The organism is Pseudomonas sp. PvP027 (genome assembly GCF_017833005.1).
Classification (GTDB): Bacteria; Pseudomonadota; Gammaproteobacteria; order Pseudomonadales; family Pseudomonadaceae; genus Aquipseudomonas; species Aquipseudomonas congelans.
On the sequence record NZ_JAFIBK010000001.1, the window covers coordinates 5,245,017 to 5,259,658 of the forward strand.

General features: G+C 60.6%; 13 protein-coding genes. 7 read left to right on the plus strand and 6 right to left on the minus strand.

The features are described from left to right. The first annotated feature begins 69 nt into the window (after positions 1-69). On the plus strand, positions 70-1,176 hold the full coding sequence (ada, locus tag JOE33_RS22870; protein ID WP_010431993.1) for a bifunctional DNA-binding transcriptional regulator/O6-methylguanine-DNA methyltransferase Ada: 1,107 nt from the start codon (positions 70-72) through the stop codon (positions 1,174-1,176). Here the strand turns inward: ada and ampC are convergent. Further along, on the minus strand, positions 1,165-2,322 hold the full coding sequence (gene ampC, locus JOE33_RS22875; RefSeq protein ID WP_010431990.1) for a class C beta-lactamase: 1,158 nt from the start codon (positions 2,320-2,322) through the stop codon (positions 1,165-1,167). The genes ada and ampC overlap by 12 nt on opposite strands. 143 nt (positions 2,323-2,465) lie before the next feature. Here ampC and JOE33_RS22880 point away from each other — a divergent pair, with 143 nt between their 5' ends. Together JOE33_RS22880 and zapE are read left to right on the plus strand one after the other, a co-directional pair. Next, a complete protein-coding gene (locus JOE33_RS22880; RefSeq protein WP_032611680.1) occupies positions 2,466-3,911 on the plus strand; it encodes a SulP family inorganic anion transporter in 1,446 nt (481 codons plus the stop codon). An 81-nt stretch (positions 3,912-3,992) separates the two neighbouring features. After that, positions 3,993-5,108, plus strand: a complete 1,116-nt coding sequence (gene zapE / locus JOE33_RS22885; RefSeq protein WP_122694453.1) for a cell division protein ZapE — start codon at positions 3,993-3,995, stop codon at positions 5,106-5,108. Between the two features lie 3 nt (positions 5,109-5,111). Here the strand turns inward: zapE and rarD are convergent, their stop codons facing one another. Then, entirely contained in the window at positions 5,112-5,996 is an 885-nt protein-coding gene (gene rarD, locus JOE33_RS22890) for an EamA family transporter RarD (RefSeq protein WP_010431982.1), read from the minus strand. Between the two features lie 224 nt (positions 5,997-6,220). On the opposite strand from rarD, the gene JOE33_RS22895 reads away from it, so the two are divergent. After that, positions 6,221-7,372: an MFS transporter gene (locus JOE33_RS22895; protein ID WP_010431980.1), complete on the plus strand. Its 1,152-nt coding sequence runs from the start codon at positions 6,221-6,223 to the stop codon at positions 7,370-7,372. 6 nt (positions 7,373-7,378) lie between these two features. Here JOE33_RS22895 and JOE33_RS22900 read toward each other — a convergent pair whose 3' ends face one another. After that, positions 7,379-8,212 carry a PhzF family phenazine biosynthesis protein gene (locus tag JOE33_RS22900; RefSeq protein ID WP_187625420.1) on the minus strand — a complete coding sequence of 278 codons (834 nt, stop codon included), beginning with the start codon at positions 8,210-8,212 and terminating at the stop codon, positions 7,379-7,381. Positions 8,213-8,315: 103 nt separating this feature from the next. Continuing rightward, the gene (locus tag JOE33_RS22905; RefSeq protein WP_096125638.1) at positions 8,316-8,795 is read right to left on the minus strand and encodes a multidrug/biocide efflux PACE transporter; all 480 of its coding nucleotides are present in this window, start codon (positions 8,793-8,795) and stop codon (positions 8,316-8,318) included. 99 nt (positions 8,796-8,894) lie between these two features. Here JOE33_RS22905 and JOE33_RS22910 point away from each other — a divergent pair, with 99 nt between their 5' ends. From JOE33_RS22910 to JOE33_RS22920, 3 genes are all read left to right on the plus strand, one after another. Then, entirely contained in the window at positions 8,895-9,779 is an 885-nt protein-coding gene (locus tag JOE33_RS22910) for a LysR family transcriptional regulator (protein ID WP_054992840.1), read from the plus strand. Between the two features lie 107 nt (positions 9,780-9,886). Next, on the plus strand, positions 9,887-10,111 hold the full coding sequence (locus JOE33_RS22915; protein WP_096102704.1) for a DUF6434 domain-containing protein: 225 nt from the start codon (positions 9,887-9,889) through the stop codon (positions 10,109-10,111). Between the two features lie 214 nt (positions 10,112-10,325). After that, positions 10,326-12,419 (plus strand): PAS domain-containing protein, encoded by a 2,094-nt coding sequence (locus tag JOE33_RS22920; RefSeq protein ID WP_187625419.1) that lies wholly within the window; start codon positions 10,326-10,328, stop codon positions 12,417-12,419. Positions 12,420-12,431: 12 nt separating this feature from the next. Here the strand turns inward: JOE33_RS22920 and JOE33_RS22925 are convergent, their stop codons facing one another. Both JOE33_RS22925 and katB read right to left on the minus strand, forming a co-directional pair. Further along, positions 12,432-13,007, minus strand: a complete 576-nt coding sequence (locus JOE33_RS22925) for an ankyrin repeat domain-containing protein (protein ID WP_010431962.1) — start codon at positions 13,005-13,007, stop codon at positions 12,432-12,434. A 60-nt stretch (positions 13,008-13,067) separates the two neighbouring features. Then, a complete protein-coding gene (katB, locus tag JOE33_RS22930; protein WP_010431959.1) occupies positions 13,068-14,573 on the minus strand; it encodes a catalase KatB in 1,506 nt (501 codons plus the stop codon). Positions 14,574-14,642: the final 69 nt, after the last annotated feature.

Genomic DNA, 14,642 nt, shown 5'->3' on the forward strand with positions numbered 1-14,642 from the left:
AAGCAAGACTCGGAGTGCCCAGTGGCTCCGACAGGTGCAGGCTTATCGAAACTCAAGGCGGGCTCCACCATGGACAGCACAGAACGCACTCAACCGGCACGCGCCCTGCGCACTGAAGACGACCCGCGCTGGGACATCCTGGTCAATCGGCGTTCACACGCTTGCACTGACTTCGTTTACGGCGTGCTGACCACCGGCGTCTATTGCAACCCGTGCAGCCCGACCCGGCTGCCGCGTCCGGAAAACGTGGTATTTTTTGATAATGCGCGCGAGGCCGAGGCCGCCGGGTTTCGCCCGTCCCTGCGCAACGCTGGCGATTCGCATGCGCTGCAACTCAGGCACGCAGAAGCCGTTGCCCAGGCTTGCAGACTGATCGATGCCGCCGATGTGATGCCCAATCTGACCGAGCTCGCGGAGCAGGTCGGGATGAGCGGTTTTCATTTCCACCGCATTTTCAAAAAGCTTACCGGGCTGACGCCCAAAGCCTACAGCGTCGCCTCGTTACGCTCGCGGGTGAAAGTCCAGCTCTCACAGGACGTAAGCATTACCCATGCGTTGTACGAGGCGGGCTACAACTCCAACAGTCGTTTCTATGAGGCTTCGCAGAAAATGCTCGGCATGAAACCTTCCGAATATCGCGCGGGCGGCGCCAATGTCGACATCAGGTTCGCCCTGGGTGAAAGTTCGCTGGGCTCGATTCTGGTGGCCACCAGCAGCAAGGGCATCTGTGCGATTTCGCTCGGTGATGACCCGCATGCACTGATCGAAGCTTTCCAGGACCAGTTCCCCAACGCCAACCTGATCGGTGCAGACGCAGCGTTCGAACAGCTGGTTGCCGAGGTCGTGGGTTTTGTCGAATCACCGGCGACCGGCCTGGCGCTGCCACTGGATATCCGCGGCACGGTGTTTCAGCAGCGGGTCTGGCAGGCGCTCAGGGACATCCCTGCCGGATCGACGGCCACCTATACGCAGATCGCCACGCAGATAGGCCTGCCCAGTGCAGTCCGTGCGGTTGCCAATGCCTGTGGTGCGAACAAGCTCGCGGTGGCCATTCCCTGCCACCGCGTGGTGCGCAGCGACGGATCGCTGTCGGGCTATCGCTGGGGCGTCGAGCGCAAGCGCAAGCTGCTTGAAATCGAAGCGGCCGAGGGGGCAGGGCTTCTTTCAGGGCGTTGAACAGCAGCCCATCTTCTGCAGGATCCGATAGGCCAGTTTCACCCGTTCCTCGTTCGGGTAGTTCTTGTTGGCGAGGATGGCAATCCCCAACTGCTGTTCCGGAATGAACGCCACATAGCCGCCGAAACCGTTGGTTGAACCGGTTTTGTTGACCCAGACCGCAGATTGCGCTGCCTGCGGTGGCTCGATCATTTCGGCTTTGACCGTGTTCAGCATGGCGCTGGCATTGCCCTCAAGCAGCACTTCCAGACGAACCGGCAGCGGATACTGCTCCCAGATCAGGTCCTGAGTCATGCCGCCGACCTTGAAATAGCCGGTCCGCGTGTCGCGCAGGGCTTTTTGCAGCGCGGCGTCGTTTTGACCGAGCCCGATGTTCGCTTCGACAAAACGGAGCATGTCCCGGGCACTCGATTTCACGCCGTAGGCTTCAGCCGCCAGTGGCCCTGGATTGACCCTGACCGGCTCGTCGAGTTTGTTGTAGCCCTGCGCGTACAGCGCCTGTTTTTCATCGGGCACGTTGATATAGGTTTCACTCAGACCCAGCGCCGGAAACAGCCGCTGCTGCAGGGCTTTTTCATATGGCAGCTTCATGCTGCGTGCCGCGACCATGCCGAGCAGGCCCACACTGGGATTGGCGTAGGTGCGCTGGGTGCCGGGCAGATATTCGGGCTGCCACGCCTTGAAATACTCCATCAACTGACGGGTGTTGTGCACTTTATCCGGCACCTGAAGCGGGAAACCGCCAGCCGTATGGGTGCCCAGATGGAACACCGGCACCTTGCCCAGCCGCGAGGCCTGCAACTGCGGAATATAGCTGTCGATGCTTTGCGTCAACGACAGCTGCCCATTGGCCTGCGCCCAGGTAGCGAGGGTGGCGGTGAAGGTCTTGCTGATCGAGCCGAGTTCAAACAGCGTATCGCGCGTGACTGGCTGGCCGGTGGCTTTTGATGCGACGCCGTAAGCGTAGAACTGCTGTTTGCCCTGGCGAGTGACGGCGATCGACAGGCCAGCGATATGATTTTCCTGCATCACTTTGCTGGCTTCTGCCTGCACGAATGCGTCGACAGCCGCTGTGTCGTCGTCGGCAACAGCCATCGCACTGGCCAGCAGAAGTCCTGTGCAGAGCAGCGTTCCATTCCATTGCATCGGTTTACTCCTTGTTGTTTCAGGTCCGGGCCGATCATCAGAGAGCCTTCCTGGAAGCCCCGCCGTGGTGGTCGGTCGTCAAAGGTTTGCGTAATATGCCCACTTTTTTGCGCTTCCTCCATGGAGCGCCGCTCAGGTAACCCATGAAAACGATCCGAATACGTGCCGAAGTCCTGGCAGGCCTCACCACATCTTTTGCATTGGTGCCCGAGTGCATCGCCTTTGCGCTGGTGGCCCATCTCAATCCGCTGATGGGGCTCTACGGCGCGTTCATCATCTGTACCCTGACCGCGCTGTTCGGCGGGCGTCCGGGCATGGTGTCCGGTGCGGCAGGTTCCATGGCGGTGGTGATCGTCGCGCTGGTGGTTCAGCAGGGGGTGCAGTATTTGCTGGCGACCGTATTGCTGGGCGGTCTGATCATGATCCTGTTCGGCTTGCTGCGGCTGGGCAAACTGGTGCGGCTGGTGCCTTATCCGGTGATGCTGGGCTTCGTCAACGGTCTGGCGATCGTCATCGCGATGGCGCAACTGGAGCACTTCAAGGTGGGTGAATCATGGCTCAGCGGTACGCCGCTGTACGTGATGCTCGGGCTGGTGGCGCTGACCATGGCCATTGTCTACCTGTTGCCGCGCGTGACCCGCGTTGCGCCGCCCGCGCTGGTGGCGATCCTCAGCGTCGGGTTGGCGGTCTACCTGCTCGGCCTGCCGACCCGCACTCTGGGCGACATGGCGCACATCGCCGGTGGCCTGCCAGTATTCGCCATGCCGGACATTCCGTGGAATCTGGAGACGCTGCGCATCATCGCGCCTTACGCGATCCTGATGGCGCTGGTCGGTCTGCTGGAAACCCTGCTGACCCTGAACCTGACCGACGAGATCACCGAAACCCGTGGTTATCCGGATCGCGAGTGCGTAGCGCTGGGCGCTGCCAACGTGGTCTCCGGTGCGTTCGGCGGCATGGGCGGCTGCGCGATGATCGGTCAGACTGTGATCAACCTGAGTTCCGGCGGCCGTGGTCGTCTTTCAGGCGTGGTCGCGGGTTTGATGATCCTGATGTTCGTGCTGTTTCTCTCGCCGCTGATCGAGCGCATTCCATTGGCGGCGCTGGTCGGGGTGATGTTCGTGGTCGCCCAGCAGACCTTCGCCTGGGCCTCCTTGCGTGTGTTGCGCAAAGTGCCGCTCAACGACGTGCTGGCGATCATTGCCGTGACCGTGGTCACGGTGCTGACCGACCTGGCCACCGCAGTGCTGTTCGGGATTATTATCGCGGCGATCAATTTCGCCTGGCAGCAGGCTCGCGAGCTGTATGCCGACAGCCACATCGAAGCCGATGGCAGCAAGGTCTATCACCTGCATGGCACGCTGTTCTTCGCCTCGACCACACCGTTTCTCGACCAGTTCAACCCGGCCGAAGACCCTGCGCAGGTGACACTGGATTGCCGCCACCTGAGCTTCGTCGATTACTCGGCCATCGCCGCGCTCAAGACCCTGCGCGAGCGTTACGCCAAAGCCGGCAAGCATCTGCGTGTGGTACACCTGTCCGAGCGCTGCAAGCGACTGCTCAAGCGTGCCGGCGTGCAGCATGCCTGAGTCGACTCGATGAGTTGAGTTGCGCGGCGCAGCCTCGTACAGGCTGGATATCTTTTCTCTGATACTGAAGGTGTGTGCCTGATGGATGCCGTCTCTCCTCTGCAAGCCTACGAACGTGCCGTTCAGCGTGGGTTTCAACCCGATCAGGCGCAGTTGCAGGCCGTCCGGCAGTTGCAGGCGTGTTATGAGGGGCTGGCTGCCGCTCGCGGTCGGGCACGCGGCGTTTATCTGTGGGGGCCGGTCGGGCGTGGCAAGACCTGGCTGATGGACCGCTTTTTCGAAAGCCTGAGCGTACCCGCCCGGCGTCAGCATTTTCATCATTTCATGCGTTGGGTGCATAAACGCATGTTCGAGTTGATGGGCACTTCCCAGCCACTGACCGTGGTTGCCAGGGAACTGGCGCGTGACGTGCGGGTGATGTGTTTCGATGAGCTGTTCGTTACCGATATCGGCGACGCAGTGATTTTGGGTGGGCTGTTGCAGGTGATGTTTGAAGAGGGCGTGGTGCTGGTCTGCACGTCCAACCAGCCACCGGAGCAGTTATACAGCCATGGCCACAATCGCGAACGCTTCCTGCCCGCGGTTGCGGCGATTCTGAAGTACATGGATGTCGTGCCGGTCGACGGCGGTGAGGATCACCGGCTGCATCCCGGGCAACTGCATCAGCGCTACTGGATTGCCGAAGCCGGTCGACCCAGCGCCTTGCAGGGCATCTTCGAAGCGTTGAGTGCGGATCAGCCGGTTCACGACTCGCAGGTCATGCTCGGTTATCGCAGCATCAACGTGGTTCAGCATTCCGACACCGCCGTGTGGTGCCGCTATCGCGACCTTTGCGAACAGCCGCTGGCAGCCATGGATTTCATCGCCCTGTGCGATCGCTTTTCAGTGATTCTGCTCAGCGAGGTGCCGCTGCTGGGGGCCGCACAGCGCGAAGCGAAAATTGCCCGCGGTACCGAGGATGGCGTCGAGCAGGTGATCGCAGGCGATCGCGAGCTGCCGCAGTTGTCGCCCAACGATGATGGTGTGCGCCGTTTCATCGCGCTGGTCGACGAGTGCTATGACCGGCGCATTCCGCTGTATGTCGAAGCGCCGGTGCCGATGGACGAGCTGTACACCGAGGGCTACCTGTCGTTTGCCTTCCGGCGCACCCTTAGTCGACTTCAGGAAATGCAGCTGGAGCGTTTCACCGAGTCCTGACGCTCAGCTCGCGTCCCGGCGGCGCTGGGCCAGCATATGCTTGGCGCCTTCGATCATCAGGACCACGACGGCCATCCAGATCGGCAGGTACGTCAGCCACTCATCGCGACCGATACTCTCGCCCAGCAGCAGGGCGACGCCTACCAGCAGCACCGGCTCGACATAACTGAGCAGCCCGAACAGGCTGAACGGCAGCAAGCGACTGGCAAGAATGTAACTGACCAGCGCCGAGGCACTGATCACCCCGAGCAGCGGGATCAGCAGGTACAACAGCGGTGCCTGCTGAATGGCCTGCGGATGGCCGTTGGCGATGAACCACAGGCCGATGGGCAGCATCAGCAGCATATCGAACCAGAGCCCGCCGAGGTGATCGGTCTTGAGCTTGCGACGCAGCACGAAGTACAGCGGATAGCCGCCCGCCACCAGCAGGGTTTCCCAGGAGAAACTGCCCAGCCGCCACAGTTCATGCGCCACACCGATCATGGCAAACACCGCAGCGACTTTCTGCAGGTAGGAGAGGTGCTCGCCATACACCACGCGGCCAGTGAGAATCATGCTCAGCGGCAGCAGGAAATAGCCCAGTGATACTTCCAGACTGCGCCCGTGCAACGGTGCCCACATGAAGATCAGCAACTGCGCCCCGAGCAGCACCGAAGACAGCAGCAGCGCGAAGATCAGCAGCGGTTGCTGCCTGAGCCGGACAGCCACTTCGCGGACTCGCCGCCAGTCACCGCTGACCAGCATGAACAGGGTTGCGCATGGCACGGTGAGCAGCATGCGCCAGCCGAAGATCTCTTCACCGTCGAGCGGGGTCATCAGTGACGTATAGAAATACATGACCCCGAACAGCGTAGACGCCAGGACCGACAGCACCACACCTTTGTACACAACGGCCTCCGCAACAACTTATTCGACAGATTGCGCACCTGTCTGGTGCGCGTGGTCGCCAGTCTACTGGCCTGAGGTGCAAAAAGCTGCAAATCAGACGGCCCCGGCACGGCGATGGAACGAGCCTCCTTCAAGTGCATCAGAGGTTTTGGCTAATCGATCAGCTTTGTTAGGCTGTCGCGCTGGCCGGTGTGACCGTACTCGGTAAATTACAAGGAGCATGCATGACCTCTTTCAGCACCGCAGCCCAGGATGCCAAGGCTCGGGCGGAGCAGTCTTCGACGCGTATCGCGTTTTTCATTGCCGGTTTCAGTGTGGCCTCTTGGGCGCCACTGGTGCCTTACGTCAAACAGCGCATGGGCCTTGATGAGGGCACACTCGGGCTCTTGTTGTTGTGTCTGGGGGTGGGCTCGATCATTTCGATGCCGCTGGCTGGAGCGCTGGCGGCGCGGTTCGGATGTCGGCGTTTGCTGGTTTGTTCGACGCTGCTGATCTGCCTGTGCCTGCCGTTACTGGCGACGATCTCCAGTCTGCCGCTGTTGATCGCCACGCTGTTTCTGTTTGGCGCGAGCATGGGCGGGGTGGATTGCACGGCCAACGTGCAGGCGGTGATTGTCGAGCGCGCCAGCGGCAAGACCATGATGTCGGGGTTTCACGGCCTGTTCAGCCTCGGCGGGATTGTCGGTGCGGCGGGTGTCGCCGGCTTGCTCAGTCTGGGTATCTCGCCATTCACGGCGATGCTGATCGTGGTATTCCTGACCTTGATTGCGCTGGCGAAAGCGGCGCCGAATCTGTTGCCTTACGGCAGTCCGTCCGATGGGCCAGCCTTTGCAATACCGCGTGGTGTGGTGCTGTTCATCGGCCTGCTGTGCTTCACCGTATTTCTGGCCGAAGGCGCGATGCTCGACTGGAGCGCGGTATTCCTGACCTCGCTGCGTGGCGTCGAGCCTTCCTATGCCGGGTTGGGTTATGCGGTATTCGCCGCGACCATGACGCTGGGGCGTCTGTTTGGCGATGCGGTGGTAAAACGGGTCGGCTCCAATCGAGTGATCATTCTCGGGGGGCTGTGTGCTGCGGCGGGGCTGGCCGTCGCGACGTTGATCCCGGTCTGGCAGGCTGCGCTGCTGGGCTATGCATTGGTGGGCGCGGGTTGTTCGAACATCGTACCGGTTTGCTACAGCGCGGTTGGCCGGCAGAAGACCATGCCCGAAAGCGTGGCCATCCCGGCCATTACCACAGTCGGTTACGCCGGGATTCTGATCGGTCCTGCGGCAATCGGTTTCATCGCCCATGTCAGCAGCCTTGAACTGGCGTTCATGATCGTCGCGGTGATGCTGTTGGGCGTGGCGATCGGTGGCAGCAAACTCAGGACCTGATCCCGGTTACAACCTGCGCGCCATCCCTGACACCCGGATCGAGCTCCCCGGTTGCTGCGGGATTTCGGCGCGCAGGCGCGACGGGCTGCCCATGTCCTCGCCCTGAACAATGTCTATCAGGCCGCCGTGCGGCCAGCCGATATCGCGCAGATAACCGCCCAGTGCTGCCGTGGCCGCTCCGGTGGCCGGGTCTTCATAAACACCGCCGAAAGCAAACGGGTTACGAGTGTGGAACAACTGATCGGTTTCGGCCCACACCAGCAGAATCGTCGCCCAGCCTTCACGGACCATCAGGTCGTGACCCGCCTGCTGGTCATAGCGCATGGCCTTGAGGCTGGCCCGGCTGTTCAGCGCCAGCAGCAGGTGTCCGGCACCGCCATTGATATGCGCGGGCGTAATACACTCATCCAGATCGGCATGGTTGTAGCCGAACAGCGCCAGGGCTTGTTCCAGCAACGGCGTACTGACCGGCTTGCTGAACGTGGGCGGCGATTGCAGCGCCGCCGACGTCAGCGAACCCTGCGCATGGCCCTCGACGGTAATCTGCGCCTGATTGAGCGTCAGCTGAAACACGCCATCGCCTTGCTGTGCCGCCAGCGCTGCGCCCAGGGCGATGGTTGCATGCCCGCAAAAAGGTACTTCTGCGAGCGGCGAGAAATACCGCACCCGCCAACCGCTTTCGACAGGCGCAGCGAACGCCGTTTCGGAGAAACCGATGTCGGCGGCAATCTGCTGCATGACGGCATCATCGGGTAACGCATCGCCAATCCACACGCCTGCCGGATTGCCACCGCGATCGCCATCGCTGAACGCCGCCAGTTTGAGTACTTCAGTTGTCATCGAAGGGTGTCCTTGCCTGGGTCAGTGGGGAACAGTGTGCAATGGCGAGGATTTGATTATCCAGTAAGAACATTTGATGCACGGCATGCGTGTGCCTGATGCATTACACCTCACACCTTGCCAGACGTCGCTGTACCAAGCGCTCACGCAGCGTGTCGTAGGCCCAGTTGAACAGCAGGGTGTAGGGCAGAAACATCAGCAGCAGGCCAATGTCCAGCCAGAACGCTTCCATCAGGCTGATCGTCAGCCACCATGCGGCCAGCGGCACCACGGCCAGAATGAGTCCGGCTTCGAAACCCGTTGCGTGCAGGACGCGGACCGTCAGGCTCATGGTAAATCCGTAGCGGTTGCGCAGGCGGTCAAACAGCGCGTTGTAGGTCATGTTCCACAGCATGGCGATGGTCGAGATCATCACCGTCATGGCGCCCATCATCGTCAGCGACTGGTTCATCAGCCAGGCCAGCAGCGGTGCGACCAGAATCACGCCGCCGATTTCGAACAGGGCGGCATGCAGTGCCCGCTCACGCAGGGTTTTGCTGACTGCGCCGGGTTGCCGGTCGATGTGCGGTTGGCTGTTACTCATGACTGCGCTGCCCTTGGTACTGATGGATGGCAGTATTATCATCGGTGTTTGCGTTAAGCTGAAAATCAAAACCATCGGTTAAACCGATATGAGAGCGCCATGAGTTATTCGCCAGAAGCCCTGGAAGCCTTCGTTCAGATTGCAGCGCTGGGTTCGTTCAGTGCCGCCGCACGCCGCCTGGGCAAGAGTCAATCGACCATCAGTGAAGCGATTGCCCGCCTGGAAATCGATCTGGGGCTGGAGCTGTTTGATCGTTCTTCCAGGCAACCGGTGCTGACCGAAGCGGGGAGGGTCATGCTTGGTCGTGTCGATGATCTGCTGTGCGCCTCGGACCGGCTGCGTCGTGCTGCCGCGCGGCTTGCGGCAGGCGTCGAGCCACGGCTGACGCTGGTGCTGTCGGATGCCAACCAGTTTGCCGATTTCGAACGGCTGATGACCGAACTCGATCAACGCTTTCCAGAGCTCGAGATGGAATGCGTGTTCGCCGAGCACGGCGACGCCATCAGTCTGGTGCAGTCGGGGAGGGCGTCACTGGGGCTGCTGTCGGCGCAAGCCAGCTATCCACCGGAGATCGGTCACGCGACCATTGATGAGAGTGCCGATTTCGGTCTGTTCGTGTCGCACAAACATCCGCTTGCCGCGCTGGAACGGGTCGATTACCAACAGCTGGCCCGCTATCGCGCCTTGCGCCTCAATACGCTGATCGAGCACAGCATCCCCACCGACGACCTGCCCACCAGCGGCCACAGGCATTGGTCGGCACCCAATTACCTGCTGCTGATGGACATGGCTGCGTTCGGTTTTGGCTGGTCGGCATTGCCGCGTTGGCTGGTGTCGCGCTATTCGGGCGGCCTTCTGAAAGAGTTGCAAGTCTCCGGTTGGCCGCGGCGCTCGGCGGTGGACGTCATCTGGTCGTTCCAGCGCAGTCTGGGGCCCGCGGGCGCGTGGCTGCTGGAGTCGCTGGTGCCGTTTGCGGGAGAGTGAGGCGGGTTTGCGCAATTCCTGTACGCCACAAGCTTTTCCAGCCTCGCGACTGCAACAGAATCCCGCTATAAAGAGTGTCTGCAACCCGACAGCACAAGGAGTCAGACATGGCTTTCGATTGGCACTCCGATCTCATTACGCGCGATACGCCGGTGAATGAGCATTATCGGAATACGCAGAACGTGAGGCGCTTCATGACCGGACAGTGCGGGACGTCGTTCAGGTTCGACCGGCCATTCATGGCGTGGATCAACAATGGCGAGCCCAAGAACATGGGACAGGTCGCGGACCAATGGTTGCGCCTGCATCCCACCGCCGCAGCGTCGAACTGATACCACGCGCGGCACAGGATCCGTCCGCCAGGGCATGCTCCTGTCCTTCTCAATGCTGTACACACCAGCCTGTCTCGCGCTGGTTTGACGAAAACCAACAATTTTGAGCTCAAAACGCCATTGTTTTTGCATGCGATCGGTTTTTCTCGTAGCGTGCTCGTGCCGCCCCGCATGACGGGAAAGCGGCGCAACCAATACCTCAGGTGCCGCCGCTGTGACCCCGACAGATTTACAACATCTCCAGAGCCGGTTAGCCGCTCTGGAGCAGGAAAACGCTTCGCTCAAAGAGAGCCTGAGCGTCACCGGTCGGGAGGCCGAATATGCCCTGGCACAATCCCAGGAGCGTTATCGTTTTCTGTTCAACGCGATGGATGAAGGCTTTTGCATCATTGAGTTCTTTGACGGGCCGCACGGTCCGCTGAGCGATTACATTCACGTTGAAGCCAACCCGGCCTACGAGTATCACGCCGGCATTTCCAATGTGGTGGGCAAGAAGCTGCGCGAGATGGTTCGCGAGGAGGCCGATGGCTGGGTGGAGTTTTACGGCGACGTTTTGCGGACCGGCAAGCCGATCCGTTTCGAGCGCGAGCTGGTGGCCACCGGGCGTTATCTGGCCTTGACTGCGTTTCGCATCGAGCCGGCCAGCCGCCAGCAGGTCGCTGTACTGTTTCAAGACATCACTGAACGCAAGCGCGCTGAACTGGCGCTCAAGCAGTTGAACGAGACACTGGAGGCGCGCATTGTCGAAGCCGTTGCCGAGCGCAATGTGCTGGCCGATGTCGTCAACGGCACCAATGCGATCATTCATGTCGTGGACTGCAATTTTCGCTGGATGGCCATCAATGGCGCAGCACTGCGCGAGTTCGAGCGCCTGTTCGGCATCCGGCCGCAAGTCGGTGACAGTATGCTCGACTTGCTCGACGACCGGCCGCAGAGCAAGGCTGACCTTGAACGGCGCTGGACGCGCGCATTAGCGGGCGAAGAGTTCGCCGAAAGCGTCAGTTTCAGCGACTCGAACGATCCGGCCAGCCATTTTGAGATACGTTACAGCACGCTGCGCAATGCTCAGGGGCAGGCCATTGGCGCTTACCTGTTTGCCTACGATGTCAGCGAACGGCTGCGCGAGCAGAAGCGCCTGAGCCAGGCTGAAGAAGCCTTGCGCCAGTCGCAGAAGATGGAAGCCGTAGGCCAGTTGACTGGCGGTATCGCCCACGACTTCAACAACCTGTTGACCGGCATCACGGGCTCGCTGGAACTGCTCAAAACGCGGGTGAGCCAGGGCCGCTTCAATGAACTGGATCGCTACATAGGGGCTGCGCAGGATGCCTCGAAACGTGCGGCGTCGTTGACCCATCGATTGTTGGCGTTTTCGCGTCGGCAGACCCTGGACCCCAAACCGGTCGACGTCAATCGGCTGGTTATCGGCATGGAAGAGCTGATTCGGCGCACGGTCGGGCCGCACATCACCGTGGAGGTCGTGACCTCGGTCGGGTTGTGGTCAACGTTCATCGACGCACCGCAGCTGGAAAATGCCTTGTTGAACCTGTGCATCAATGCCCGGGATGCCATGCCGCGAGGCGGGCGGATCACCATCGAGACAGCCAACCGGTGGATTGACGAGCGCGGCTCACAAAGCCGCGAACTGATCCCCGGGCAGTACCTGTCGCTGTGTGTCAGCGACACCGGTACCGGCATGTCGCCCGAGGTCATCAATCGGGCGTTCGACCCTTTCTTTACTACCAAGCCACTGGGGCAGGGCACAGGGCTGGGGTTGTCGATGGTGTATGGTTTCGTGCGCCAGTCCGGCGGCCAGGTGCGCATCTATTCCGAGCCTGATCAGGGCACGAACATGTGCCTGTACCTGCCGCGTCATTACCTTGGGGCACCGGAAGAGATCGAGGCTGCAGATGCCTGCGGATCGGCACTGGTACAGACCGAGCGCAACGTGATGATTGTTGACGATGAGCCGACCATCCGCATGCTCGTGGCCGAAGTGCTGGATGATCAGGGCTACATTCCGATCGAGGCGGGCGAAGGCGCATCTGCGCTCAAGGTGCTGGAGTCGGATGCGCGTATCGACCTGCTGGTGACCGACGTCGGGTTGCCGGGTGGCATGAATGGTCGGCAATTGGCCGATGCTGCGCGCATCATTCGACCCGACCTCAAAGTGCTGTTCATTACCGGGTACGCAGAGAACGCCATCATTGGCAATGGCCACCTGGATCCGGGGATGTGGGTGCTCACCAAACCCTTCACCATGGAAGCGTTTGCTAGCCGCATCTACGAAATGATCGAGCGCGAAGACTGATGCCAATAGCCGTCAGCGGGTAGGCGGCGCCTGGAACTCACCTTTGGACAAGCCTTCCACATCGTTACCCATGCTGTCACGAATGCTCAGGTCGGCGCCCTTGTCGGTCAGCTCCTTGAGCACTTCAGTGCGTTTGAACAGGGCGGCGTACATGGCGGCGGTCTGCCCGGCATTGTTGGTGAGGTTCGCACCACAATCTGCCTGAACCAGGCGCTTGGCGATGCTCAGCTCACCTTTGAAAATCGCACCCATCAGCGCCGTGTTGCCGCGATTGTCCTTGGCGCAAGGGTCTGCTCCGGCGTCTATAAGGCGTATCACCGAGTCTTCATGGCCGTGATAGGCCGCCAGAATCAGGCCGGTATAGCCTTGCTCGTCACGGATGTTGAGGTCGTAATGAGCCTCGATAAACGTGTCCAGCATCGGGTTGTTGCCTTCGCGGGAGGCATCGAAAAACAGCGTGCGCAGCTGGCTGGCAGTCTGTTCGGCGGTCAGTTCCGAAGGCGGTGGAGTGGGGGTGGGTGTCGATGTCTGCGGTGTGGCGTGCGCGGCTGCGGCAAACAGCAGCAAGCCATAGATCAGATGTTTCATGGGCGTTCTCCTGACGGGAACCGTCCCGGCGACTGGGCACCGGGACGGGGTATCAGATCATCAGTCCTTGAGGCTTGCAGCCAGGGACTTGACCTTGCTCAGATCGCCTTTGGCGACTTCGGCTACCCGAGTGCCGTAGTCCGGATCTGCCTTGTACAGGTACGACAGCATGATGTTCTTGCTTTCGGTGTCGGTGTCGGCCAGCGACTCGCCAAAGCTCTGCACCAGGTCGGTCTTCTCTTTCGCGCTGTAGGAACGATACAGATCACCCGCCTGCTTGAAGTTCTGCTCACGCGTGATCTTCGCCTGCTGGGTAGTACCACTGAGCGGCAGCTGGCTGTAACGCGCCTTGTCATCCGCTGGACGCGGTTCCAGACGGCTCGGCTCATAGTTGACGCCGCTGGTGGTGTGACCGGTATTCAGCGCACCATCCTGATTGCCGTTGTTGACCGCAACCTTGGGCTGATTGACGGGCAGGCTCAGACCATTCGCGCCCAGGCGATACATCTGGGTGTCCGCGTAAGAGAACACACGGCCTTGCAGCAGACGGTCCTCGGACGGTTCGATACCCGGTACCAGGTTGGCCGGTGCCATCGCGACCTGCTCGGTTTCCTGGAAGAAGTTATCGACGTTCTTGTTCAGGACCATCTGCCCGATCTTCTTCTCGGGAACGTCCGGCCAGATCTTGGTGGCGTCCAATGGATCGAAGTCGAACTTCGCCAGCTCTTCAGGCTTCAGAACCTGAACGTACAAGTCCCATTTCGGGAAGTCACCCTTTTTGATCGCGCCGACCAGATCGTTGGTCAGGTGGCTGTAGTCCTTGGACTGGACCTGAGCGACTTCCTTGGGATCAAGGTTCTTGAGGCCCTGCAGGGATTTCCAGTGGAACTTGACGTAGTGCACTTCGCCCTTGGCGTTGACCAGTTTGTAGGCGTGCACACCGTTGCCGTCCATGAAGCGATAGCCCGCCGGGGTACCCTCGTTCGAGTACAACAGGGTCAGTGTACGGGTGGCTTCCGGTACGTGAGAGAAGAAGTCGAAGCGACGTGAATCGTTGTCCAGGTTGGTACGCGGGTCAGGTTTGAACGCGTGGACCATGTCCGGGAACTTGATCGCGTCACGGATGAAGAAGGTCGGGAAGTTGTTGCCAACCAGGTCCCAGTTACCGTCAGCCGTGTAGAACTTGGTGGCGAAGCCGTGCGGGTCGCGCAAGGTTTCAGGCGAGTGATTGCCGTGAACCACGGAGGAGAAGCGAACAAAGACCGGGGTCTTCTCGCCGGATTTGAAAACGGTCGCCTTGCTCAGATCGCTGATGTCGGCCGAGGCAGTGAACTCGCCTTTGACACCGGTACCACGGGCATGCACGACGCGCTCAGGAATGCGTTCGCGATCAAAGCGCTGCAGCTTTTGCAGCAGTTGTACGTCTTGCAGCAGGACGGGCCCTTCGGCGCCTGCGGTCTGAGAATTCTGATTGTCTCCGACGACGGCGCCATTGTCGCGGGTCAGGGTGTCGGCTGCAAAAACGGTCGGAACAGTAATCAGACCGGCTGCAGTTAGACACACCATGTGTCTGGACCAGTTTAATAACGGCATTTTGAATCCCTCATATTTTTAGTAGGCGGGATAATCTTAGGC

Excerpts from the sequence above, each read along its gene's own strand:
- JOE33_RS22925 (WP_010431962.1), bottom strand. The coding sequence starts at position 13,007 with ATGAAACATCTGATCTATGGCTTGCTGCTGTTTGCCGCAGCCGCGCAC.
- JOE33_RS22915 (WP_096102704.1), top strand. The coding sequence starts at position 9,887 with ATGGCTTTCGATTGGCACTCCGATCTCATTACGCGCGATACGCCGGTG.
- JOE33_RS22910 (WP_054992840.1), top strand. The coding sequence starts at position 8,895 with ATGAGTTATTCGCCAGAAGCCCTGGAAGCCTTCGTTCAGATTGCAGCG.
- JOE33_RS22880 (WP_032611680.1), top strand. The coding sequence starts at position 2,466 with ATGAAAACGATCCGAATACGTGCCGAAGTCCTGGCAGGCCTCACCACA.
- JOE33_RS22905 (WP_096125638.1), bottom strand. The coding sequence starts at position 8,795 with ATGAGTAACAGCCAACCGCACATCGACCGGCAACCCGGCGCAGTCAGC.
- ada (WP_010431993.1), top strand. The coding sequence starts at position 70 with ATGGACAGCACAGAACGCACTCAACCGGCACGCGCCCTGCGCACTGAA.
- JOE33_RS22900 (WP_187625420.1), bottom strand. The coding sequence starts at position 8,212 with ATGACAACTGAAGTACTCAAACTGGCGGCGTTCAGCGATGGCGATCGC.
- ampC (WP_010431990.1), bottom strand. The coding sequence starts at position 2,322 with ATGCAATGGAATGGAACGCTGCTCTGCACAGGACTTCTGCTGGCCAGT.
- JOE33_RS22895 (WP_010431980.1), top strand. The coding sequence starts at position 6,221 with ATGACCTCTTTCAGCACCGCAGCCCAGGATGCCAAGGCTCGGGCGGAG.
- katB (WP_010431959.1), bottom strand. The coding sequence starts at position 14,573 with ATGGTGTGTCTAACTGCAGCCGGTCTGATTACTGTTCCGACCGTTTTT.
- zapE (WP_122694453.1), top strand. The coding sequence starts at position 3,993 with ATGGATGCCGTCTCTCCTCTGCAAGCCTACGAACGTGCCGTTCAGCGT.